Source organism: Anoxybacillus sp. ST70, from assembly GCF_019553625.1.
Lineage (GTDB): Bacteria > Bacillota > Bacilli > Bacillales > Anoxybacillaceae > Anoxybacillus > Anoxybacillus gonensis.
The window spans coordinates 30,480-54,604 of sequence record NZ_JAHZOF010000002.1 but is presented as its reverse complement, the minus strand read 5'-3'; the positions used below and the strand labels follow the sequence as shown (position 1 = coordinate 54,604).

Sequence of the window (24,125 nt, the reverse complement as noted above, 5' to 3'; positions counted from 1 at the left end):
TCTTCTCGTTATGCTTTTACAAATTGTTTTTGAAATGATTTTAATTCTTCCATAAACTCATTGAACTGATCAATGTCCATCTGTTGTGCGGAATCAGATAACGCCACAGCAGGATCAGGATGCACTTCAGCCATGACGCCATCCGCCCCAATGGCAAGCGCTGCTTTCGCACACGGTAAAAGTAAATCTCGACGCCCTGTCGAATGTGTCACATCAACAAAAACAGGTAAGTGCGTTTCCTTTTTCAAAATCGGCACTGCAGAAATGTCAAGCGTATTGCGCGTCGCTTTTTCATATGTGCGAATGCCACGTTCACACAAAATGATTTGTCCATTTCCTTGCGACATAATGTATTCTGCCGCATGAATAAACTCTTCAATCGTTGCAGCTAATCCACGCTTTAACAACACCGGTTTATTCACTTGCCCAGCCGCTTTGAGCAACTCAAAGTTTTGCATATTGCGCGCCCCGATTTGAATGACGTCAATATAATCAAGCGCTGTTTCAATATCTGCAGGCGTCACAATTTCACTAATAACCGCTAAATCGAATTCATCTGCTACACGTTTTAAAATTTTTAACCCTTCTACTCCAAGACCTTGGAAATCGTATGGTGATGTGCGTGGTTTATACGCTCCCCCTCGCAACAATCTTAAACCGTGACGCTTGATTGCTTGTGCAACTTCCGCCACTTGTTCATAGCTTTCAACGGCGCATGGTCCCATGACAAAATATTGATTGCCATCGCCGATTTTTTCCCCTTTCACATCGACAATCGTATTTTCTGGCTTTTTCTTTCGAGATACGAGCAATGCTTTTTTATGATCATCTTCTTGTAAATCAAGACCGGCTTTAAAAATTTCTTTAAAAATATGTTTTAACGTCGCCTTATCAAACGGGCCGTCATTATGTTCTAAAATTAAATCCAACATTTTTCTTTCACGAACAGGATCATAAAAATACGTCCCTTGGGCATCTTTAATTTTCCCGATTTCTTGAACAAGGCGTCCACGTTCATTAATTAACTTTAACAACTGTAAATTTAACTCATCAATCTTTGCTCTCAGCTCATCTAATCGTTCGTTACTCATTCATCTCATCCTTTCTTTATATAAGCTAAAAAATATGGTACATTTCTATATAATTAGAGATTATTATAAACGAAGTGGATAAAGTTGTCACCCCTTTATTTATAAAACGCGTTTAAGCAATAAAGAATTTTTTAATTTTCGAAAAAGAAGGTGGGAAGCTTGATTTTTGCATTAGATATCGGCACTCGTTCAGTGGTTGGCATTATTTTAAAGGAAACAGATGGACAATATCAAGTTGAAGACATTGTCATCAAAGAACATGAAGAACGGGCCATGCTTGATGGACAAATTCATGACGTACTTGCTGTTGCGAAAGTCATTATCGATATAAAAAAAACGTTAGAGGAACGGCATGGGCCTCTTACACGTGTATGCGTCGCAGCAGCAGGTCGTTCATTAAAAACAGAAAAAGGAAAAACAACGATTTCAGTGAAAGGAAAACCGCTTTTAACTCATGAAGATGTCACATACTTAGAACTCGCCGCCGTTCAACAAGCACAAATGACGTTAGCGGAAAAATCATCGAATGAAAAAAGTCATCATTATTACTGCGTCGGTTATTCGGTGACGCGCTATGAAATTGATGGTGAAGAAATCGGTAGCTTAATTGATCAACAAGGAGATGAAGCGAGCGTTGAAGTCATCGCCACATTTTTACCGAAACTTGTCGTCGAGTCGCTTCTTGCAGCATTGCAACGTGCCCATTTAGAAATGGAGGCGCTAACACTCGAACCGATCGCTGCCCTAAATGTACTTATTCCTCCGACGATGCGGCGATTAAATGTTGCGCTTGTAGATATTGGTGCAGGAACGTCTGATATCGCGATTACAGATGGCGGGACAGTGATTGCTTACGGAATGGTACCGATGGCGGGCGATGAAATTACAGAAGCGATTTCTGATGCATATTTACTCGATTTCCCTCTTGCTGAACAGGCAAAACGTGACTTACATACAAAAGAAACAGTAACGATTACAGACATTCTCGGTTTTGAAACAGAAGTGTCTCGCGAACAAATGATTGCAACTATTTCTGAGGCGATTGATCGACTTGCTGATGCGATCAGCCAAGAAATTTTACGATTAAATAACGATCAACCGCCGAAAGCGGTGATGCTTGTTGGAGGAGGAAGCTTGACGCCAGAACTGCCAAAACGGCTTGCTCAAAAACTTCATCTGCCAGAAAATCGCGTCGCCATTCGCGGCATTGATGCCATTCAAAAATTGCACATCGATCGTGAAGAAATGAAACATCGTCCAGAACTCGTAACCCCTATTGGCATTGCGATCGCTGCAAAACAAACACCCATTCAATACGTAACGGTAGAGGTAAACGGACAATCGATTCGTTTATTTGATATGAAACAACTGACGATCGGTGATGCACTATTAACTGCAGGTATTCAATTACATAAACTATACGGCAAACCCGGCTTAGCTTGCGTCGTTACGCTCAATGGAAATACAATTACAGTTCCCGGAACACACGGAGAGCCACCAATCATTATGAGAAACGGTGAACCAGCAACGTTCGATACACCTATTAAAAACGGCGACCATATCGTTGTTGAAAAAGGGAAAGACGGAAAGCAAGCAACCATTCAACTTCGTGATTTGCTTGAATCATTACCGACAAAACAAGTGACGATCAATGGGCAACAATATACGATTGAACCGCTTGTGTTGCGGAACGGGGAACCTGCTTCCCTCGATGCTGTTTTATGTGATCGAGACGCCATTGTCGTCCATATGCCAGAAACGATGGAACAACTTTTGCAAGCAACAAAAAACGACCATCTTCTCCAACATCTCGAGCCATTTACGATCACGTTAAACGGAAAAAAAATAAAGTTTCCTGAATGGGGCGCAACGATATATCGAAATGGAATGGAGTGCCAACGCTATACCCCATTTGAAGACGGCGATCACATCGTCGTTCATGAACAAAAACAGCGAACAATCGCTCAAATAGCGGAAGCAAGACAGTTGAACATTCATTACTCGCTTCCAATTATATTTAACGGTGAAACGTTAACATTAACAAAACAAATTGGTGCGTTTTATCGTAACGGTGAACAGCTTCATGAGGACGATCTCGTTCAACATGGAGATGAGCTTCAATTTAGCGAGCGAAAAATCGAGCCGTTTATTTTTCAAGATATATTTCAATACGTCCAAGTTGATATTCCTCAAGGAGCGTCAACAACATTTACATTACTGAAAAACGGAAAACCGACAACATTTTACGAAACGCTTGCCCCAGGTGATCAACTTGAAATTATTTGGCAGAAGAAAAAGCAACTATGAGCAGCCCATAGTTGCTTTTTTCTTTTATTTTAAGTTTTCTGGATTTAACGGCTCTAACTCTGGGAGAACAAAACGGCCGTCTTTACGAATGAGCACACCATCAAAATATATTTCACCGCCACCATATTCTGGACGTTGAATCATAACCATATCCCAATGGATGTTCGAATGGTTGCCATTGTACGCTTCATCGTAACATTGACCTGGTGTGAAATGGAAGCTACCATCGATTTTTTCATCAAATAAAATGTCTTGCATCGGATGTTGAATGTACGGGTTGACTCCGATTGCAAATTCGCCGATGTAACGCGCCCCTTCATCTGTATCAAAAATTTGATTAATACGTTCTGTATCGTTTGCTGTTGCTTCAATAATTTTTCCGTCTTTAAACGTTAATTTGACATTTTCAAACGTAAAGCCTTGATAAGGTGAAGGCGTATTAAATGTAATTGTACCATTGACGGAATCGCGAACAGGAGCGGTATACACTTCTCCGTCTGGAATGTTCATTTGACCTGAACATTTTATAGCAGGAATATCTTTAATGGAGAACGTTAAATCTGTACCTGGTCCTGTAATGCGCACTTCGTCTGTTTTATTCATCAACTCAACAAGGGCATCCATCGCTTTATCCATTTTGCCGTAGTCTAAGTTACATACGTTGAAATAAAAATCTTCAAACGCCTCTGTACTCATTTTCGCAAGCTGTGCCATAGACGGATTCGGATAGCGGAGCACGACCCATTTCGTTTTCGGTACACGAATGTCCCGATGCACTTTTTGCATAATTGTTTTTCCATGAATTTTCATTTTGTCAGCTGGTACATCCGCAAACTCATTAATGTTATCCCCTGCACGTAAGCCGATGTAAGCATCCATTTCTTTCATGACGTTTGCTTCAAATTCAGCCATCATGTGAAACTGCTCTTCTTGTGCACCAAGCAAAAGCGCACGATCGACTTGATGATCTTTTAATGAAACAAACGGATACGCTCCTACAGCATACGCTTCACGCACAAGTGCAATGACGAGCTCTCGCTGCAAACCGAAGTTTTCGATTAATACTTTCTCTCCTTTTTGTAGGCGAAGCGAGTAATGAATTAAATTTTTCGCTAATTTTTCAATGCGCGGATCTTTCATTTTGTATTCCTCCATTCCATCGTATGTACATGTATATTGTAACCGATCTACAAAAAATTTGGAGTTTTTTGCAGGATTTTTTCTCTTTTTGTCGAATGAAATGTAAGATAGACAGAAAGGGGTTTTACAATGAACATCGTTTTGTATAGTAGCATTGCGCTCATCTCCATCGCCTTTCTCATTTTAGTTATTTATGTCGTCCAAACATTAAAAACACTTCAAACAACGTTGCAACACGTTGCAAAAACAGTAGAAGAAGTTGAAAAACAAATGCATGAAATTGGGAAAGAAACGGCACAATTACTACATAAGACGAACGCGCTTGCAGATGACGTGCATAAAAAAGCAGAAAGCTTGCAAAGCGTATTCGATGCAGTAAAACAAGTAGGTGTTACCGTTCAAACATTTAGCGACTCGATTTCTAAAACGTTAACAACAAACGAAAAAAAAATTGCGCAGGCGATTCAGTGGGGACAAACACTCATTGAAATATGGACAAAATGGAAAGAGAAACGAAAGTAAGGAGGCATTCATATGGCGAAAAACGGTTCTTTTCTACTCGGGGCGATTGTTGGGGGAATTGCAGGTGCAGCAGCAGCACTCTTTTTGTCGAGCGAACGCGGAAAGCAGTTATTAACCGAATCAGCACAACATGGAAAACAACTGTTGAATGATTTCAAAGAAAGCAATATAAATGAATGGAGAAAAAGTGAAGAAAAAGAAGAACCGATAAAAAGCGAACAAGAGAAATCGCATTCCATTTCATCTATCCCGATTCCGCTTCCTTCATCAGATGTGGAACAGTTATTAAAAGAAACCGAACAAGCGGTTCATGATGTCGAAAAACGTTTGAATAAAGGAACTGATGCACATGGAGAAAGTTGAAACAATTGAACAATTTGAGCAAATTTTCTTGTCACATCGCCCGTTTTTATTTATGAAACATAGCCTTACATGCCCAATTAGCCATCGGGCATGGCTAGAATTTGAACGGTTTACAAACGATTTTCCACACATTCGCGCCTATTACTTACATGTACAACACGCTCGTCCGTTGTCACAGCATATCGCAGAAGCTCTCCAAGTAAAGCATGAATCTCCTCAAGTGTTATGGGTGACTGAACAAGGAGTAAAGTGGCATGCTTCACATTGGAACGTCACATACGAACAAATGAAAAAAGCAACTATGAGCGCATCATAGTTGCTTTTTGCTTATACGTGAACCGATTGTTCGTATTTCTCTTGAAATTTTTGAATATCGCCTGCTCCCATAAAAATAAGGACAGCGTGATCATGGTGTTTTAACACGTCAACTTGTTCCTCATGCAACAGTTTTGCCCCATCAATTTTTGCACGCAAATCCTCGATGGATAATTTCCCTTGGTGCTCGCGCGCTGAGCCAAAAATATCGCACAAATATACCGCATCAGCAAGCGATAAACTTTCAGCAAACTCTTGTAAAAATGTTTGCGTCCGTGTATATGTGTGCGGTTGAAAAATCGCAACAATTTGACGATCTGGATACTTTTGTCTTGCCGCCTCGATCGTTGCCCGTATTTCCGTCGGATGATGAGCATAATCATCAATAAGCACTTGTGAACCAAACGGTTTCTCATGGAAGCGACGTTTCACCCCAGGAAACGTTTTTAATCGTTCTTGAATAATGCTCACATCAATCCCTTCGTAATGGCAAAGCGCAATGACAGCAAGCGCATTCAGTACGTTATGATCGCCATATCGAGGAATATGGAAAGAAGCAAAAAACGTATGGCGCACAAACACATCAAACGATGTACCTTCTGATGTTTTCACAATATTTCGTGCTTGAAAATCGTTATCTTCAGCAAACCCATAAAAAACAACAGGAACTTTCGCTTGAATTTTTTGTAAATATTCATCATCCCCGCAAGCAATAATTCCTTTTTTTACTTGCCACGCCATTTGTTGAAATGCAGAAAACACATCTTCAATATTTGCAAAATAATCTGGATGATCGAAATCAATATTTGTCATAATCGCATAATCAGGGCAATATGCTAAAAAATGACGACGATATTCGCACGCTTCAAATACAAAATATTTACTTCCTTCTCTCCCCTTTCCGGAACCATCTCCGATTAAATATGACGTCGGTTGCGCTCCTTGCATCACATGAGCGAGCAATCCTGTTGTTGATGTCTTCCCGTGGGCGCCAGTCACAGCGATACTAGTAAATTTCTGCAAAAATTCACCTAAAAACTGATGATAACGAATGACTGGTACACCGAGTTCGCGAGCGGCTACAATTTCTTCATGAGTATCTGGAAATGCGTTCCCTGCAATCACAACCATATTTTTTTGAATATTTTCCGCCCGAAATGGAAGAATGGGAATCCCACGTTCTTCTAAAGCCTCTTGCGTAAAAAACCGCTTATCATAGTCTGAACCTTGCACAACACATTTCATATCATGTAACACTTGAGCAAGTGCGCTCATTCCAGTACCTTTAATGCCGACAAAATGGTAAATAGTCATAAAAAAACCTCCACCAACTATCGTTGATCTATATAGCAGTATATGACACAAATTCCGTTTTGCTATTTTCATCTTATGTAACAAACTTCATTATACCATCGTTTCACCGCGATGATAAGAAAAACTGATAGAAGCATCATTCTTCTATCAGTTTTTCCGTGTTACTGACCAGTATACTCCACTTTTTCAAGGCGTGGATTTGGACGATAACGGCGCCCTGCTTTCGCTTGATGTTTTCCGTTTAACAATACGTTATCGCCAGTAAAGCCGATGTGTACTTTTAACAAACTGCTTCCTACACCGTACATATCAACTGGCACACCTTGTTTTTCAAACTCAATAATGCGCTGTTCGTTGAATCCGCCACTAACAACAATTTTCACATGCTCAAATCCTTCGCGATCAAGTGCCTCACGCAAAGCGAAAATAAGTGGTGGATTGACACCGCGCGGATCAAATGTGCCAAGCACTTCTGGGTGACGAATAAAATATTGATCGATCATCGTTCGAGACGTATCGACGCGAACAGCCTTTAACTTATCACCAAACTCTCGCGCCACTTTCAGTGCATCTGTAATACAGTCATTATTATAATCGACAAGAACGATTAAATCGTCATCTGGATATTTTGTATGGTACGCCTTTGCTGCCGCAACAACATCCCCATCAAACAATTGAATGAGCGCATGCGGCATCGTTCCCATTCCTTGTTTCCCCCACCATTCGTTCATCGCATGGGTCGCTTGCGCGGTTGAACCGCCAATAAAAGCGGCATATCCATCACCCGCTTGCATCATAAAATGGTCATCACGATCCCCCATAAAAATGACCGGTTTTTGCACACCTGACAAAGCGGCAGCTTTAACGACGTTATACACGTTTGTTGCTACAGATGTTCGGCGCGCCAAAATCCCGTCAATAATCCCTTCTAAATATCCGAAATTTTGATACGGACCTGTGATGGTCAACACCGTTTCAAACGGGCTAATTTTATCTCCGTCTTTTAATGAATAAATTTCTAATTTTTCTGGTTCGTCCGCAAATGTATGCAACAAAGCAATCACTTCATCCGTTCCGCATAAGACTGCATGTTCTTTTTGGAAAAACTGCATCGTGACAATATTATTTGGACGAAATTCTTTTACAATTTCGCGCGTTTTTAAAAAATATACAGCTGAAAACCAACCATCTCGCACACGTTCATCAAATTTAAACGTTTTATTCGTTAGCCGTTTAATCTTTCCTTGTAGCTTTAATTCGATTTCTTTCATTTTGCTTTCCCCTTCAACCATCGTTTTCACTTATTTAGCATAGCATGTTTTCTATTTCACGACCACTTGATCTAAATCGTATCTTGTAGTTGCTCAAGATCTTGCTCATCAATTAAAACATCACGCGGCTTACTTCCTTTCGGAGCTGATACGATTCCGCGTTGTTCCATCATCTCAATTAAACGTGCCGCTCGATTGTAGCCAATGCGAAAGCGGCGTTGTAAACTTGATGTGGAAGCGCCCCCCTGTTGAACAACAAACTCACACGCCTCATAAAACAATTCATCATCTTCATCAGCTTGTACATGTTGTTGCAACAGCTCGTCATGTTGAAATAAATAAGATGGTTCCATTTGCTGACGCACATGGGCAACGACGCGCTCAATTTCTTCATCGGATACGAAATTTCCTTGTAAACGAATCGGTTTCGCCGTTCCATTTTCTAAAAATAACATATCGCCTCGCCCCAGTAACTTTTCCGCGCCGTTTATATCAATAATCGTGCGTGAATCAATTTGTGACGATACAGAAAAGGCAATGCGTGTTGGAATATTTGCTTTAATTAAACCGGTAATCACGTCCACCGATGGTCGCTGTGTAGCAACAAGCAAGTGCATACCACATGCTCGCGCTTTTTGAGCAATACGGCAAATCGCTTCTTCGACGTCAGCTGGCGCAACCATCATTAAATCGGCAAGCTCATCAATGACAATAACGATATAAGGTAAATGTTGTTCCGGCTTTTGTGCTTTTCGCACTAACTCGTTATAACGAACTATATCACGTACACCCGTATGTGCAAATAGTTCGTATCGTCGCTCCATTTCAGATACAGCCCATTTTAACGCTGCTGTTGCTGCTTTTGCATCAGTGATGACCGGACTGACTAAGTGTGGAATATGATTATATGGTGCAAGCTCAACCATTTTCGGGTCGATCAGTAGCAACTTCACTTCATGTGGTGTTGCTTTATACAACAAGCTGACTAACATCGCATTCATACATACACTTTTCCCTGATCCTGTTGCCCCAGCGATCAATCCATGAGGCATCTTTTTTAAATCGGTCACAACGGGTCTCCCTGAAATATCTAATCCTAAAGCAACGGTTAATGGAGAGTCTGACTTTTGAAACGCTTCGCTTTGTAACACTTCGCGAATAAAGACCGGGCGACTTGATCGATTCGGCACTTCAATCCCTATTGTGTTTTTCCCTGGAATAGGTGCTTCCATCCGAATATCGACAGCTGCTAAATTTAATTTAATATCATCTGCTAAATTCGTAATTTTATTCACTTTCACGCCAAGTTCCGGCTGTACTTCAAAACGAGTAACTGTCGGCCCTTTCGTTACATGGACAACCTTTGCTCCAACGTTAAAATTTTTAAACGTCTCGTTCAACCGCTCCGCTTGTTCTTTTAACCATGTTTCATCATCTTCTTGACGGATGAGTGGTGGATGCAGCAATGATAAGGACGGAAACACGTATGTTGACTGTTTTTGTCGCTCTTTCCATTTTTCTCGATCTTGCTTTAACATCATCACATTGTATGGCACACCACTTCGTTGCCGTACTTGTTTCTCCTTTTCTTCTTCTCTCCCTTGTTCTCTATTTTCTTGTGGCTGCTTTTGTTCCGTTTTTTCTTCAACAATTTCTGTTTCTTCTTGCTTTTCGTCTTCCTTTTCATGAACAAAATCGTCCACCTCATGACGAAGTGGCTCACTCTCCTGTATATGCGCATGTTCGTTTGTCTCAGCAACAAAATGTTCTTCTTTTTCTATCGATTCAGTTGCCTCTACATTCACACATTCGTTTGTTTCGACTTTTTCAACGATCGGAAGTTCAAATTCAACCATTTGTTTATGTTCATTTTTTCGTTCTACACGTTCCATTCTTTGATAACCAAATACAGGTGATGGGACATCCGTTGGGCGAAATGCGCGTGATTCACTTGCTTTACGATCGAGACGATATACTTTTTTCTCGAATGAACCCGTTTGTGGCAACGGTTCATCTGTTCTATCTTTTCTTCTTTCTTTCGGTTCATCTGGAATTAACGGAAAGCGAAACTTCCCTTTCGGATATTCATAAACGACTTTCGCCTCCATCTCTTTATGTTCGTTTTTTGGTACGGACGGAGAGTGTTTTCGCGTCTCTTTTATCTCATCGTTCTCTCCAAATAAATAACGAAATAATGCCTTTAACCAACCCATTCAGTCCTCACTCTTTCTTTGTACATTCAGTTTTATTTTATCACAAAAAAAAGCTGACTGCCGCAACGGAAGTCAGCTGAAAAATGGTTGGCCTACTTCGTACTCATCATTTAAAACGAGAATGCCTTTCTCTTGAGGAGCGTTCGGTAAGTTTAGTTCGCGTGCAGAACAAATCATTCCGTAAGATTTTACGCCACGTAGCTCTGCCTCTTGAATGACAAGACCGCTTGGCATGACTGCCCCAACTTTTGCAACAACAACTTTTTGTCCAGCTTCAACGTTTGGAGCGCCACATACAATTTGCAACGTTTCCGTACCGACATCGACTTGACAAACGCTTAACTTATCAGCATTCGGATGTTTCTCTTTTTGTTTCACGTAACCAACGACAAACTTCGGTGAAAAATCAGCCGCTACTTGCTCATCTACACCGTTTTTTTGAAGTATATCATTAATTGTCGCAATCAGTTGTTCTGTTCGTTCAATGACCCCATTTCCTTCAAATGTACCGTATGTAGATGCGTGAAAAATATTGTAACCGACTGTCTCACCTGTCTGCTCATTGAAAATGCGCACGACATCTCCTTTTTTCTCAAAAGCTCGCACTTGCGGATCGACAGCTTTCAATGTAATAAGTAACGTATCTCCGATCCCTTCACGATTGTAAAATACATTCATTGTTTCTCATCCTTTCGACGATTTTTTCCAAGAATAAAAATCGGTTGAAGTTGCCCATCTTCGTATAAAAATGAGAGGGCGGTAATCGGCACTCTACCGCTTGCAAAAAAACTCATCGTCAACTGCGCAAGTACATCATATCCGATTTCGTTCTCAATGTCAGCAATAATAAGCACATCTTGATGAGGAACGGCCAATAACATCGTTCCTTTTATTTTTTCAGAAAACTTTTTCAAAAAAGCATCATTTAATATGCGACTTGCATCATACCCATCGTTTGTATTTAAAAAGTAAAACGTATTACCTGCAACACGGTCTTCTTTTACCGTTGTAGGCAAGGAACGCACATTAAAACGTGCAATTTCTTTTAATTGTTGCACATCCCAGCGCTCCGATTCAACTAACCGCTCATCAATAAGCCGATACGTTGTTCCTAAATCAAGTGCATAATAAATGCGCGTTTCTGCTGTATGTTCATCATAAATAAACATCGCTCCTTCGTTCGTCTTTGTCGGAAATGAAGTAGAGCGAATAACCGGATATACATGTTTTTCTTTTCCATGCAACGATGAATCATCATGTAATGCATTCAATGTTTGTTCTACATAATAAACGACTTCATCAATAGCGCGCTCTTTTTCCAGTTCCCATTTCGCAATAATTGGAGGTAAGGAGATCGTCACTCCTTTTTTCGTTTCACGATGTTCAATGCGAAGTGTATCTTTTTTTCGATCCCATTGAAACTCCCACCGATAATGAGATAATCGCTGTTGAATATGCTCGCTTATTTGTTTACTATTCATCACGCTCACCTAAATGTTCAATAAAAGCAACGATTTCTTCTTTTGTTTTCCGATCTTTGCTGACAAATCGGCCTCGTTCTTGTCCGTTTTCATAAGCGATAAAACTTGGAATGCCGAATACGTTATGCGCTGTAAACAAATCGAGCAATTGATCGCGATCAACCGCATAAAACGTATAATCCGAAAACTGTTCTTCGATTTCTGGCAAAATCGGCTTGATAACTTGACAATCTGGACACCAATCAGCTGTAAACATCATAATAACTTTCCCTTGTTGAATGACTTCATTATATTGCTCTATACGTTCAATTGTTTTCATCTATCTATCCATCCTTTCTTTTGATGTTCATACTGCCCTTTTAACATATGAACAATATGTGTATACATCGTTGTTCGATCGATCGCTCCGTTCGTCAAAATACCAATCGCTCCTTCATTTGAACGAACGTCGCGGCGATTTGCGTATTCATCCATCACTTCAGCTAATTCTTTTCCACTTCTTAATTGTTCACCGATTTCAGCGGGGAGGGGAATACGTGCCCCTCCTGCCACAACAACAACTCCATCGCGATCAACGAGCGCCCCCCAATTACATAACCAAATTCCCCCATTTTGTGCAACGAACACACCACCTTCTAAACCAATCCCGATATGTGCTTGTTGTTTACAAACAGCTAACGTCGCTCGCTCAATCGCACCTTGCAACGTTTCTTCGTCGGAAAACGGTTGTTTTGACACACTCGGTTGCACATCACTCGAAATAATCGTATAGTGTGCCTCATGAAACACAGCCTTTACCGCTTTCACTTTTGTATTATTTTTCGTTCCAACAGCTATGTTCATCTCTCGATCTCCTTAAGCGTTATGACGAATAGCGTCTACTGTCGCACGGTCACATCGTTTCACAAGAGCGACTAATAACTGTTTTGCCGCTTCATAGTCATCCACATGAATGATGGAAGCATGTGTATGAATATAGCGTGCACAAATGCCAATCACAGCTGAAGGGACACCGCTATTCGCGATATGTACTCTTCCTGCATCTGTTCCACCACCTGGTGAAATAAAGTATTGGTATGGAATGTTGTTCGTTTCTGCGATGTCTAAAATAAATTCACGCATGCCGCGATGCATAATCATTGTACGATCATAAATGCGCACGAGCGCACCTTTGCCAAGATGCCCAAACTCTTTTTCGTCTCCTGTCATATCGTTCGCTGGGCTAGCATCTAGCGCAAAGAAAATATCTGGTTTAATCATCGTGGCTGCCGTTTGCGCCCCACGAAGCCCAACTTCTTCTTGAACTGTCGCTCCAGAATATAATACATTCGGTATCGTTTCGTCTTTTAACTCTTTTAACAATTCAATGGCTAAACCACAGCCGTAACGATTGTCCCATGCTTTCGCCATAATTTTTTTCTCGTTTGCCATCGGTGTAAACGGACAAATAGGCACAATTTGTTGCCCCGGGCGAATGCCCATGCGCTCTGCATCATTCCGATCATCTGCTCCAACATCAATGAGCATATTGTTTATATCCATTGGCTTTTTTCGCTGCTCTTCGTCAAGCAAATGAGGAGGAATCGAGCCGATTACACCAACAATGGGACCGCGATCTGTTATAATTTGTACACGTTGAGCTAACAATACTTGATTCCACCAACCGCCAAGTGGCTGAAAACGAATCATTCCTTGTTCTGTAATGGCGGTCACCATAAAACCTACTTCATCCATATGCCCTGCAACCATCACGACTGGACCATCTTTTGTTCCGCGCTTCACTCCAAAAATGCTCCCAAGCCGATCTTGCACAATATCATCAGCATATTTTTTTAACTGTTCACGCATAAAAGCACGCACCGCATGTTCATTCCCCGGTGCCCCCGGCAATTCGGTTAACGTTTGAAACAACTGCAAATCCATCGTTTTTTCCCCTTTCTTTGCTCGCTATTTGTCATTGTAGCGAATTTTACATGTAGTTTCCACTCGAACAATTCGGTATACTAAAAGAAAAAGTGGAGGAATGGATTATGCGCGTCAAAACGTTTCTTACTGGGATCGTTGTCGGTGCAACAGCAGCATACATATGGAATGAGTGGCAACATCAACGTTTTATTTCATCTGAACAAGCGCTCCAAAAGGCGAAAGACGCCTTTCAACAAACGGGTGACATTACAGGATCGTGGATCCAAACGACCGTTGAAACAATTGAAAAAAATGGGCTACGCTACAACGTCTATCGAGGTGGCATTACGCGTCCAACTGGCGCATATGAGTGTCTCATTGATGCAAAAACAGGAACAATTATTGAAGCACGAAAATTGTAAAACCCAAGCAAGCCGCTTGGGTTTTTATTGACGTTTAATCGATTCAATGATTTGAAACTCATCATTCCAACGGACAGCGCGATAATACGCATCGTGATAAAACGTAAACCATGCATCGTTTTCCATTCCATAGGCGAGCCATTTTTGTTTAGCGAAAATGGACGTCATCGGGTAATCATCGTATGCCATCACCCAAAGCGGATTTTGATGTGCATGTGTCGGCATTAAATCACCGAGATGAACAGCCGTTTCTCCTTCAGATGTAATAATAATAATGGCATGTCCATCGCTATGACCGCCTGTATGAATCATCGTCACACCAGGAACGACTTCTAACTGCTCAGCAAACGTATCAACTTGCTCTACAATGGCTTCCCAGTTTTCTTTCCAGTACGTATTGCGCGAACGAATATTCGGCTCTTTCATCTCCGCCCATTCCACTGCCGATGTAATAATGCGCGCACGAGGAAACGTTGGAACGAGCTTATTTTCTTCCCATTTTGTTAACCCGCTCGCATGATCGAAGTGCAAATGCGTCATTAATACAAGATCGATGTCTTCAGTAGTTAAAGAAAGAAGCGCCAACTGCTTTTCTAAGTCAGACTCTTCCGTAACACCAAAATTTCGTTTTTGCTTCTCATTCAATTTTCCTTTTCCAATGCCTGATTCAATGAGTATGTTTTTCCCATCCACTTGCAATAAAATCGGATCCGTGCGAAGCGGAATTTGATTTTGGTCGTTGCATGGATATTTTTTCATCCAAAGCGGTTTTGGCACGACACCAAACATCGCTCCCCCATCTAAATGTGTAATTCCTCCATTCAACCACGTCATCGTTATTTGACCGATCGTTAATTTCTCCATCTTCTCTCCCCCTCTCATGCTCTATTTTACCATTATAAAAATATTCAGAAAAGGAAAAAACCTATGTCCAATTACGACATAGGTTTTCGATATTTTACTTCACAGCGATAAATTGGATTTCCTTTTTCAGAAAACTTTTGTTCATACTCTGTCATGACGTTTCCTTCCACATCGCTTCGATGAAGATCGAGGCTAACATATTGAAGAACTAAACCGTATTGTGAAAAGCTGACAAGGGAATATTCAAACAATCCTCGGTTATCGGTTTTAAAATGAATTTCCCCTTCATCGACTAAAATGTTCTCATACAACTCTAAAAATGAACGATATGTTAACCGTCGTTTTTCATGTCGCTTTTTTGGCCACGGATCAGAGAAATTCAAATAAATGCGCTCGACTTCTCCCTTTGCAAAAATGTTCGTTAATTCTTTCGCATTCACATTTAATAAACGTAAATTTGGCAAATCGTTCTCAATCAGCTTATCTAGTGCACATACAATGACGCTTTCATATAACTCAATACCGATATAGTTAATATGCGGATGCATTTTTGCCATTTCCGTAATAAAACGACCTTTTCCTGTCCCAATTTCTATATGAATAGGATTGTCGTTTGCAAACAATTCATGCCAACGACCTTTATATTGTTCCGGTTGCGGAATAATATATTGTGGATATGATGCAATTTTTTCTTTTGCCCAAGGCTTATTCCGTAAACGCACGTCTCATCCTCCGTTTCTTTGCATATAAAAAGATAAAAATGGCCATATTATAAAACGAATAGGGGGATGAACATGGCCATTAATCATGAGCATCAATTAACTGTGTTAAAAGACATTTTATCAGAGCATCAACTTGATCGTTCAGGGACAGTAGCCGAATGTGAACAAATTGAACGGCTCGCCAAATCGTTAATCGCAAACGATGCTGTCCATTCTGAACTAAAACAAACGTTATCTCATATTTACACGTACAGTCAAAGCGGAAAAAACGCAACTGATCTTTCTTCACACATCGATCAACATGAACAACAGCTCGCTGAATGGATGGATCAATTAACGTAACACATGCTCGAGGAAATGCAACAATCGTTGCATTTCCTTTTCGTTATTCCGCCCTTTATGCCATGCAAGCAACATTATCGTTTGAGCCACCGTATACCATTTCATGCGCAGCAGCAACTGCTCATTAAACGGTAAACCGTATTGCTCTAACCAGCTGTCCCATTGTTCTCGTGGAATGTAAGCATACAACAACATCCCGATATCAATTGCTGGATCAGCAATCATGGCGCTATCCCAATCAATTAAATAAAGCTGGTTATCTTCTGTTAACAACCAATTGTTATGATTCATATCACAATGACAAACGACATAATCTTCATGATACACATCATGTACATGTTTCTCTAAAAACATGATAGCATCTTGCACAACATCATTTTCTTTTATAACACGTCCGTTTTTTTTCACTTCTTCTAGCAAACGATTCGGCAATAAAGGTTTTTTACCGAGCCGTTCCATCATCGCCAACAATTCTTTTGAGCGATGAATTTTTCGAAGCAGTTGGGCAACTTGTTTGCTAGTCATATCGTGCGGCTTTAATTCGCGCGCTTGTAAAAACTGCTGGGCTGTAATGACATCCCCGTTTTCCATTCGTTTCGTCCATACTAATTTTGGAACGATTCCTTCTGCCGACAAAACAGCTAAAAATGGAGAAGAGTTGCGCTTTAAAAACAACTTCTTCCCATCATGCTCCGCAATATATGCATCCCCTGTTGCACCACCTGCCGGGGAAATTTCCCACTCCTTACCTAGTAACTGTTCCAAGTGAGCTCACCTTTCGACTTAGTCAAAATAAAAATAGCGATTGTCATCTTACTAGATTTTATCTTTCTGATCGTTTCCACGTCAACATTAAATCAATACCCATGTGCCAATTCCATTTATTTCAATAAACTGTTCATATCGTTTTCCTATTTCTTCTTGATTGGAACTAAAAACGACTTTCCATTCCCCGTCAGAAAGAGGAAGGATCGTCCTTTTCTCTTCATTATGATGGACAACAACAATTTGCTGCCATGGACCGTACAGCCCAACATCAACAAGCTGGTAAGCAATAACAGATGGATGTGTATCGTAAAACTTCATATGACGACGAACTTGATCGGCAGTCAAAAAGCGAAACGCGCCGTGTCTTTTACGAAGCGCAATAAGAAGCATCACTTCCCGCACGTCTTCTTCCCATTTATTTTTCCGTTCCCAATCGATTTGATTTATTTCGTCAGGGGCGTTATAGCTATTTTCCATCCCTCGTTTTGTTCGATAAAACTCTTGACCGCTATGCAAAAACGGGATACCTTGAGATAGTAAAACGATCGCTGTCGCTAGCTTTTGACGTTTCCGTCGAATATATTCGCTCTCATGTGCATTCGCAATCATCATTTTATCCCATAACGTATGGTTATCGTGACATTCTACATAATTCACACTTTGCCTTGGTGAAAAGAAAAGATGAATACTTCCGCGAATTGCTTCCATTACTACTTCTTTATATGAGCAATCCCCTAATGCAAACCCCCGATCGTCAACTTGAAACGTGCTTCCTTTTACATAGTCGCGAAATCGATCATTAAAATAAGCGATGCGCGGCGTATGTTTTGCGTTAGCAATCATCGTCTTTTTTTCACGAGGTAACGGAGTGGCTAGCTCCCACCCTTCTCCGAGAACAATGACTGTCGGATCTATTGCATCAATCGCTCGCCGAACGTCATTCATCGTATCTATATCTAAAATGCCCATTAAGTCAAAACGAAACCCATCGACGCCATATTCGTTTAGCCAATGCATGACGGAATCAATAATAAATTTCCGCACCATTTTCCGTTCAGATGCTAAATCATTTCCAACTCCCGTCCCATTTGACGGATAACCGGTTGGTCCGTATCGAAAATAATAACCAGGAACAAGATGTTCAAAAGACGATGTTTCTCGAATATATACGTGATTATATACAACGTCTAAAATGACGCGAATACCTTCTTTTTGAAACGCACGAATCGCCTGTTTTAACTCAATGATGCGCGCGTATGGATCGGTTGGATCCGTTGCATAACTTCCTTCTGGAACGTTGTAGTGAACAGTGTTATATCCCCAATTATACATTTGAAGCGGCTGAAGCTCATTCACTCCTTCAAAATCTTGTATAGGCATGAGCTGAACATGTGTTACACCGAGCTGTTTCACGTACGAAAGACCTGTGACCGTTTCGTTCGGTCCGAATGTATTTCGCTCCGTTAAACCGAGATATTTTCCTTTATGTTTCACACCACTTTTAGGATGAATCGTAAAATCGCGCACGTGCATTTCATAAATGATCGCGTCTGTCATAGAAATAAACGGAGGCATCGTTGGTTTCGGGATATTTGTTTTCGTCAAGTCGACAACAACACCATATGTGCCGTTTACGGAAACAGCTTTTGCATAAGGGTCAACCGCTTCACGCCAAACAAAATTCACATACGTCATATACGTATAAAAAAACCGTTCAATATTTTCGTAAATCGTATACGTCCATACCCCTTTTTGTTCTCGTACCATCTCATAAGTCGTTTCTTCTTTCGTCGTTGGATGAATAAGTTTTAATAACACGTTTGTGGCAGTTGGAGCCCACACTTTAAACGTCGTTTTTTCCGGTTTGTACGTGGCACCGAGATCGTTTCCGTCATATGCATATAAATCATCGAACGCTTTTGTTCGCATGACTGCTCCTACTTGTAAAGGTGCTTGCCATCCTTCTTCCGTATAAACAACATATCGTTTTCCTAATTCAACAATAAAAGGGACGATACATTCATATTTTGTAAATAAGTGTTGTCTTTCTGTTGAACGAATCGTTAAACGGTATGCTGTTTGCTCCTTATCACATAAAAAAAATATCGGTGCGCGTTCGTCAACAACATCGTTCGGTATTAAAATTGTAATGACTGTCAGTTCATCTAAATACGCTTCAAACAGGTGTTGTTTTATAGACATTGCCGGTCACCAACTTCCACTTTTTAAATGAATCGTTTTTGTTGTAAAATGAACTCAATAAAAAAGGGGGAAAATCATGCATTCATGCATTTCATGCAGCGTTCCATTTCCGCTTTTACCATCTGGTTACTTACTTATTATGCAAGAACAACAAAAAAAGTATTTATGTTATTCTTATGATTCATTACAACAGTTAGCAACATATGTAGAAACGATCCATCCAAAAGAAAAAGCGTTAGCGACGTTATGCGCAAACCCCGATCTGCCGGGAGCATTCGTTCCGCTTCATGAATTAAGTATGCGAATGAAGCATGCAGATGTTGTCCAATGTATCACAAACGAACCGTTAATGAGTTATTTACAACCGATTATTCATACAAACACCGGAGACATTTTTGCTTACGAATGTTTATTACGTTCCCAACGCTATTCACCTGCCCAGCTTTTTTCCGTGGCCCAACAAACCGGTTTGCATACGTTTTTAGATCGCCGAGCACGTGAAGAAGCGATTCGATCACGAACAAAAATAAAAAAGGGGATTAAAAGTTTCATTAACTTTTTACCATCAACAATTTACAATCCTGAATTTTGTCTTCGTCATACATTTTCCATCGTCGAACAATATAACGTAGCGCCCGAAGATCTCGTATTTGAAGTTGTGGAGACTGAGAAAATTGTTGATATTGACCATTTAAAAAACGTGTTTGCCACGTATAAACGCTCAGGCATGAAAGTTGCTTTAGATGATGTTGGCGCAGGCTTTTCAACACTCGACATGCTTACGTTATTGCAACCTGATTATGTAAAAATCGATCGGCACTACATTCAAAACTGCGACAAAGACAAAGAAAAGCAGGCGTTCTTAAAAGAAGTCACTCGAATTGCTCATACACTCGGCATTCACGTACTTGCCGAAGGGATTGAACGAAAAGAAGAATTAGACTACTGCCGGGAAATTGGCATTCCGTTTGCCCAAGGATATTATATCGGCAAACCGAGCCCAAATCCGCTGTAAAAAGAGGCTGAATGTTACTCATCAGCCTCTTCCAATTCTTCTACAACGAGCGGATCATAATAGCGCGCATCACAATATGTCAGCAATGATTGTGCGGCCTTTAACTGCATATGTTTTAGCGGCATCGTCAATTGTCTTAGCGACATAAACCATGTCTCATAATGTCTCCGATCAATGATTTCAAGGTCGCTTGGGGCGTAACGATAATCAATATATCCTTCGCGATTAATTAACACTTTTTTTATCGGCATATCGACTGCAAATTGCTTATAAATCGTTTGAACCACTTTTTCTGTTCGATGAAGCGAAATCATCGGATTGACGATTTTTCGTTCCACCTCATCAACAATCTCCGTCCAAAATCGTTCAGCCGAACCAACAACAATGTTGTTTTTTCGTTCTTCTGTAAACGCAATGCACCATGTCGTCGTCGGACTAATGAAAATCGTATTTAGTTCGACAGGGGCTTTTTTCAATAAAAATACAGGTTTATACATACATAAGTATGTATCAGGAAAACGTTGTAAAAAATATTTCAATTGCACATCGTAATAATATTTCGGATCAATAATAGATTCTTCCGTTAATGTTGAACTTGCCCAACGAATTTGTAGTTGAAACAGCTTTTCTAAAAATAATATTTTTAATTCTTCAAGCGTTCGCGGCTCGGACGTAATCGAAACGAAAAACTCTTCCTCTTCTTTCGGTTGTTCGTCTTCAACTTCGATGTCTTTTACTTTTTTTCGTTTCCATAGTTGTTTCACTTTATCAAAAAGCGACGTTTCTTCTTCAAGCCATTTCCACGATTGTTGTGAATGTGTTTCCACCCTCGCCGCAAGTTGACCCGTTTCCCACGCCTGCTTCATTCGTTCCCATTGTTTTTTTTTCAAACGAATGAACTCGCTCGGGTAATGATAAATATCTAGTTCGTAGCGCGAAATATAGTCTTGAAGCTTAATGAGCTGTCCCACACTGTAACCTCCAGCAATAAATAGTTACTTTCATTCTACAATAAAAGCAACAACGGGCAAAGAAGAGAAGCAAAAATTGCGCTTAACGTCATAGCAACAGAGCTAATCGCTGCTTCTTTTCTCCCGATTTCAAGTGCTTTTGCGGTACCGATACCGTGAGAAGCTGCACCAAGACCGCTTCCAATCCCTAAAGCTGTTGTAATGTGCAAACGTTGAAAAAGAATCGGACCAAACATTGCACCAAAAATTCCCGCAATCATGACATATACAGCAGCAAGCGTCGGTATACCGTCAATCAACTTTGCAATATCCATTGCAACAGGCGATGTGACCGATTTCGGAATGATGGAACGAACAATTTTTTCTGGCAAATGAAAAAGACGCGCGAACAATAAACCGCTTCCCATTCCAATGATTGTGCCGAAAAATGTGCTACATAAGAGCGGCCATAAAAACTGTTTTAACGTATGCCGATGTTGATAAAGCGGCAAAGCGAGCGCAACAACAGCTGGACCAAGCAAATGAACGAGCCATTTTCCTCCGATCATATATTGGTCATACGACAAGTGAAAAAGCGATAACGTCATAATGATGACTACCGTGCTTGTTGCGACGGGAACGAGCAACGGAAAATAAAAGCGAGCATACAATTTGCGCATCGCTATATATACGACGATCGTCCATATGAGCAAACTAACGCCAATCATGCCCCTTTCACCTCACGCACTCGCTTCTGTTCACGTGTTTGTGCCCATTGCCCAATAAAACCAGCAAACAACATAACCATCATTGTGCTGACGATTACAATGACAATGGACCATATTCCCCTTCCTGAAAAAAGCTCCACATAGTCCATTACCCCAACTGTTGCTGGGATAAATAAAAGCGTTAAGTGAGATAAAAGCATATTTGCACCACGCGAAAACCACTTCTCTTTTACGATTCCGGTCATTAATAATAAAAATAACAGCAACATGCCAATCATACTCCCCGGAATTGGAATGTGTAGTAGTTGCTGAATGAACGAACCGATCATATACAACATATACAATCCCACGATTTGAATGACCGTAATCCCCATCTTTTCTCCCCCTCTTATTGAATTATGAAAGAGGAAAACGCATCAACGGCTTATATTTCGGCGTTTGATCCATATGTGTTTCGTATAACACAACGTCATGTACGAAAAAGTGAATGTCTTCTCCTTCCATTTTTCTCGGATATGTGTCAAGCGAGAACGGAAACGACCCACCCCATTTTTTTGCCAACGTAATATGCGGTGTAAACGGTCGTGAATCAAGCGAAAAACCGATGCGTTGGCACACGTTATACACATCTTGACGAAGAGAAAACAAACGCGGTTCCTCTTTCACCCCATACCATAAAATACGAGAACCGAATGAGTACACTTCGCTCAGTTGTAACGAAAATGACTGATGTTTTTTTACTACATCTGGCATCATCTCTACAATTTGCTTTCGCTCCGCTTCAGTTGCTCGACCTAAAAACGCCAGTGTTATATGATAATCGGCTTCATGAACGAACAACCGAAATGGCGCTCCCCATTCAGAAATAAAAGCATGTAGCCGCTTTTTTACCTCGTTCGGTAGAGGGATTGCCAAAAAGTAGTGCATCTACTGTCCCACCTTTTAATTTTCTAAATTTTATCAAAATTCATATAGTTTTCGCAACGTCTTTTTTGACTGCCAAGCAAAAATCACCATGCCACCAAACGTCAACAGTCCAAAAAATAAATATACATGCTCAATTGTCCAACGTTCTAATATATATCCTCCTACAAATGTACAAAACCAGCTCCCGAGCCCGTTTCCAACTGTAGCATAAAGCGATACAGCTGTTGTACGTACGTGTGCAGGAGTGACGTCCCGCACGTATTGTAGCGCAGCTGGAATAAATAAACCGACGGACGCCCCTTGTACAATTGTCGTGGCATACACGATCATTAACGGTGGTTCAAAAAAGTAAAATAACCAACGAGCGCAAGATAATGCTGTGGCAATGAATAAGACGTTCATCATGCCAAACTTCCGCACGACCCCGTCTGCAAATTTCATAAACGGCGCTTCGCTTCCTGCCGCTAATAAAAAGGCAAGCCCGACTCCTGCAAGCGTTCCACCTAAATCAGTAATCAAAATACCAAAATAAAAATTGTTGGCATAAATTGGACCAAAAACAAGAAACGTCGTCAATAAAAATAAAAGAAACGGTGGAATGCGAACTAACTCTTTCATTCCCTCACGAATGTTCACTTTCGCACTTGACTGCTCCTTTGGCAACTTCCATGCAAGCATACTCGAAATAATGAGTAAAGCAACGAAAATGTAAAAAATGAAGCGAAGATGAAACAGCTCAGCGATTTGCCCAGCGATCGGGACAGCAGTCGCAAACCCAAGCGCTCCCCAAAGGCGAATCGAGCCATACCGTTCGTTCGCTTTTTGTACGTAATGAAGCGTAATACTATCAGATAATGGAACAATGCCACTTTGCATAACGGCAAGTAGTGCGGCAATAACAAGCAACCACATATAAGAATGAACGAGCGAATACATAAAACCAAAAAAAGCTGTTCCTAGTAAAGATACGATTAATACTTGAACCGGTTGACGTGTATAATCGCTTACCATTCCCCAAATTGGTTGAATAAAAATCATAACAATCGGGCTAATGGACATAATCATCCCGATTTCTGTTCCTGACAATCCAACTTCATCTTTTAAATACACAGATAACAACGGGAAAAGCGATCCAAAACTAAAAAACTGTAAAAAGTAAAAGATGCGAAAAATACGTGTATACACAAAAAATCCCCCATATCAAATAAAATGACGAAAAAGTACCGTCATGAGCGACGGCACTTTTCATTATAACATATTTTT

General features: G+C 40.6%; 26 protein-coding genes. 7 read left to right on the top strand and 19 right to left on the bottom strand.

From position 1 onward, the window contains the following. Positions 1–8 precede the first annotated feature (8 nt). Positions 9–1,091, bottom strand: a complete 1,083-nt coding sequence (locus tag K1I43_RS03470) for a bifunctional 3-deoxy-7-phosphoheptulonate synthase/chorismate mutase (RefSeq protein ID WP_220382619.1) — start codon at positions 1,089–1,091, stop codon at positions 9–11. 150 nt (positions 1,092–1,241) lie between these two features. On the opposite strand from K1I43_RS03470, the gene K1I43_RS03465 reads away from it, so the two are divergent. Next, a complete protein-coding gene (locus K1I43_RS03465) occupies positions 1,242–3,398 on the top strand; it encodes a cell division protein FtsA (protein WP_019416652.1) in 2,157 nt (718 codons plus the stop codon). Between the two features lie 24 nt (positions 3,399–3,422). Here the strand turns inward: K1I43_RS03465 and K1I43_RS03460 are convergent, their stop codons facing one another. Continuing rightward, positions 3,423–4,538: an aminopeptidase gene (locus K1I43_RS03460; protein WP_009361565.1), complete on the bottom strand. Its 1,116-nt coding sequence runs from the start codon at positions 4,536–4,538 to the stop codon at positions 3,423–3,425. A 129-nt stretch (positions 4,539–4,667) separates the two neighbouring features. Between K1I43_RS03460 and K1I43_RS03455 the strand changes: the two genes are divergently transcribed. Genes K1I43_RS03455 through ytxJ form a run of 3 tightly spaced genes read left to right on the top strand, consistent with a single transcriptional unit; the run spans position 4,668 to position 5,739 of the window. Then, the gene (locus K1I43_RS03455) at positions 4,668–5,060 is read left to right on the top strand and encodes a DUF948 domain-containing protein (RefSeq protein ID WP_009361566.1); all 393 of its coding nucleotides are present in this window, start codon (positions 4,668–4,670) and stop codon (positions 5,058–5,060) included. Positions 5,061–5,072: 12 nt separating this feature from the next. Beyond that, the gene (locus tag K1I43_RS03450; RefSeq protein ID WP_009361567.1) at positions 5,073–5,423 is read left to right on the top strand and encodes a hypothetical protein; all 351 of its coding nucleotides are present in this window, start codon (positions 5,073–5,075) and stop codon (positions 5,421–5,423) included. Continuing rightward, entirely contained in the window at positions 5,410–5,739 is a 330-nt protein-coding gene (gene ytxJ / locus K1I43_RS03445) for a bacillithiol system redox-active protein YtxJ (protein ID WP_009361568.1), read from the top strand. The genes K1I43_RS03450 and ytxJ overlap by 14 nt, the downstream gene beginning before the upstream one ends. Positions 5,740–5,750: 11 nt before the next feature. On the opposite strand, the gene murC is transcribed toward ytxJ, so the two are convergent. From murC to K1I43_RS03405, 8 genes are all read right to left on the bottom strand, one after another. After that, positions 5,751–7,052 (bottom strand): UDP-N-acetylmuramate--L-alanine ligase, encoded by a 1,302-nt coding sequence (murC, locus tag K1I43_RS03440; RefSeq protein ID WP_009361569.1) that lies wholly within the window; start codon positions 7,050–7,052, stop codon positions 5,751–5,753. Positions 7,053–7,213: 161 nt separating this feature from the next. Then, positions 7,214–8,323 carry a nicotinate phosphoribosyltransferase gene (locus K1I43_RS03435; protein WP_009361570.1) on the bottom strand — a complete coding sequence of 370 codons (1,110 nt, stop codon included), beginning with the start codon at positions 8,321–8,323 and terminating at the stop codon, positions 7,214–7,216. A 71-nt stretch (positions 8,324–8,394) separates the two neighbouring features. Then, entirely contained in the window at positions 8,395–10,536 is a 2,142-nt protein-coding gene (locus tag K1I43_RS03430; RefSeq protein WP_019416649.1) for a DNA translocase FtsK, read from the bottom strand. Positions 10,537–10,608: 72 nt separating this feature from the next. After that, entirely contained in the window at positions 10,609–11,214 is a 606-nt protein-coding gene (gene ytpR, locus K1I43_RS03425) for a YtpR family tRNA-binding protein (RefSeq protein ID WP_009361572.1), read from the bottom strand. Then, a complete protein-coding gene (locus K1I43_RS03420; RefSeq protein WP_026011486.1) occupies positions 11,211–12,017 on the bottom strand; it encodes a DUF1444 domain-containing protein in 807 nt (268 codons plus the stop codon). Before K1I43_RS03420 ends, ytpR begins: the two co-directional genes overlap by 4 nt. Then, positions 12,010–12,336, bottom strand: coding sequence for a thioredoxin family protein (locus K1I43_RS03415; RefSeq protein WP_009361574.1), 327 nt, complete (start codon positions 12,334–12,336; stop codon positions 12,010–12,012). Before K1I43_RS03415 ends, K1I43_RS03420 begins: the two co-directional genes overlap by 8 nt. After that, the gene (locus K1I43_RS03410; protein WP_019416647.1) at positions 12,333–12,860 is read right to left on the bottom strand and encodes a DUF84 family protein; all 528 of its coding nucleotides are present in this window, start codon (positions 12,858–12,860) and stop codon (positions 12,333–12,335) included. The genes K1I43_RS03415 and K1I43_RS03410 overlap by 4 nt, the downstream gene beginning before the upstream one ends. Before the next feature lie 12 nt (positions 12,861–12,872). Further along, a complete protein-coding gene (locus tag K1I43_RS03405; protein WP_019416646.1) occupies positions 12,873–13,940 on the bottom strand; it encodes a M42 family metallopeptidase in 1,068 nt (355 codons plus the stop codon). 107 nt (positions 13,941–14,047) lie between these two features. On the opposite strand from K1I43_RS03405, the gene K1I43_RS03400 reads away from it, so the two are divergent. Further along, a complete protein-coding gene (locus tag K1I43_RS03400) occupies positions 14,048–14,344 on the top strand; it encodes a PepSY domain-containing protein (RefSeq protein ID WP_009361577.1) in 297 nt (98 codons plus the stop codon). Positions 14,345–14,368: 24 nt separating this feature from the next. Here the strand turns inward: K1I43_RS03400 and K1I43_RS03395 are convergent, their stop codons facing one another. Further along, on the bottom strand, positions 14,369–15,208 hold the full coding sequence (locus K1I43_RS03395) for a YtnP family quorum-quenching lactonase (RefSeq protein ID WP_009361578.1): 840 nt from the start codon (positions 15,206–15,208) through the stop codon (positions 14,369–14,371). A 71-nt stretch (positions 15,209–15,279) separates the two neighbouring features. Further along, positions 15,280–15,930, bottom strand: a complete 651-nt coding sequence (trmB, locus tag K1I43_RS03390) for a tRNA (guanosine(46)-N7)-methyltransferase TrmB (protein ID WP_009361579.1) — start codon at positions 15,928–15,930, stop codon at positions 15,280–15,282. 72 nt (positions 15,931–16,002) lie between these two features. Here trmB and K1I43_RS03385 point away from each other — a divergent pair, with 72 nt between their 5' ends. Beyond that, positions 16,003–16,272, top strand: coding sequence for a YtzH-like family protein (locus K1I43_RS03385; protein WP_009361580.1), 270 nt, complete (start codon positions 16,003–16,005; stop codon positions 16,270–16,272). Here the strand turns inward: K1I43_RS03385 and K1I43_RS03380 are convergent. Next, positions 16,264–17,037, bottom strand: coding sequence for a phosphotransferase family protein (locus K1I43_RS03380; protein ID WP_009361581.1), 774 nt, complete (start codon positions 17,035–17,037; stop codon positions 16,264–16,266). The genes K1I43_RS03385 and K1I43_RS03380 overlap by 9 nt on opposite strands. An 87-nt stretch (positions 17,038–17,124) precedes the next feature. Next, the gene (gene pulA / locus K1I43_RS03375) at positions 17,125–19,242 is read right to left on the bottom strand and encodes a type I pullulanase (RefSeq protein WP_019416644.1); all 2,118 of its coding nucleotides are present in this window, start codon (positions 19,240–19,242) and stop codon (positions 17,125–17,127) included. 76 nt (positions 19,243–19,318) lie between these two features. On the opposite strand from pulA, the gene K1I43_RS03370 reads away from it, so the two are divergent. Beyond that, the gene (locus K1I43_RS03370) at positions 19,319–20,257 is read left to right on the top strand and encodes an EAL domain-containing protein (RefSeq protein WP_019416643.1); all 939 of its coding nucleotides are present in this window, start codon (positions 19,319–19,321) and stop codon (positions 20,255–20,257) included. Positions 20,258–20,271: 14 nt separating this feature from the next. On the opposite strand, the gene K1I43_RS03365 is transcribed toward K1I43_RS03370, so the two are convergent. From K1I43_RS03365 to K1I43_RS03345, 5 genes are read right to left on the bottom strand one after another with little or no spacing between them, the layout of a single operon-like run. Continuing rightward, complete coding sequence (locus K1I43_RS03365) at positions 20,272–21,228, bottom strand: hypothetical protein (RefSeq protein ID WP_009361584.1); 957 nt, start codon at positions 21,226–21,228, stop codon at positions 20,272–20,274. A gap of 35 nt (positions 21,229–21,263) precedes the next feature. Further along, a complete protein-coding gene (locus K1I43_RS03360; RefSeq protein ID WP_009361585.1) occupies positions 21,264–21,935 on the bottom strand; it encodes an LrgB family protein in 672 nt (223 codons plus the stop codon). Beyond that, on the bottom strand, positions 21,932–22,309 hold the full coding sequence (locus tag K1I43_RS03355) for a CidA/LrgA family protein (protein WP_019416642.1): 378 nt from the start codon (positions 22,307–22,309) through the stop codon (positions 21,932–21,934). The genes K1I43_RS03360 and K1I43_RS03355 overlap by 4 nt, the downstream gene beginning before the upstream one ends. Positions 22,310–22,331: 22 nt before the next feature. Next, positions 22,332–22,862: an RNA 2',3'-cyclic phosphodiesterase gene (gene thpR / locus K1I43_RS03350; RefSeq protein WP_019416641.1), complete on the bottom strand. Its 531-nt coding sequence runs from the start codon at positions 22,860–22,862 to the stop codon at positions 22,332–22,334. 33 nt (positions 22,863–22,895) lie between these two features. Continuing rightward, a complete protein-coding gene (locus K1I43_RS03345) occupies positions 22,896–24,047 on the bottom strand; it encodes an MFS transporter (protein WP_009361588.1) in 1,152 nt (383 codons plus the stop codon). Positions 24,048–24,125: the final 78 nt, after the last annotated feature.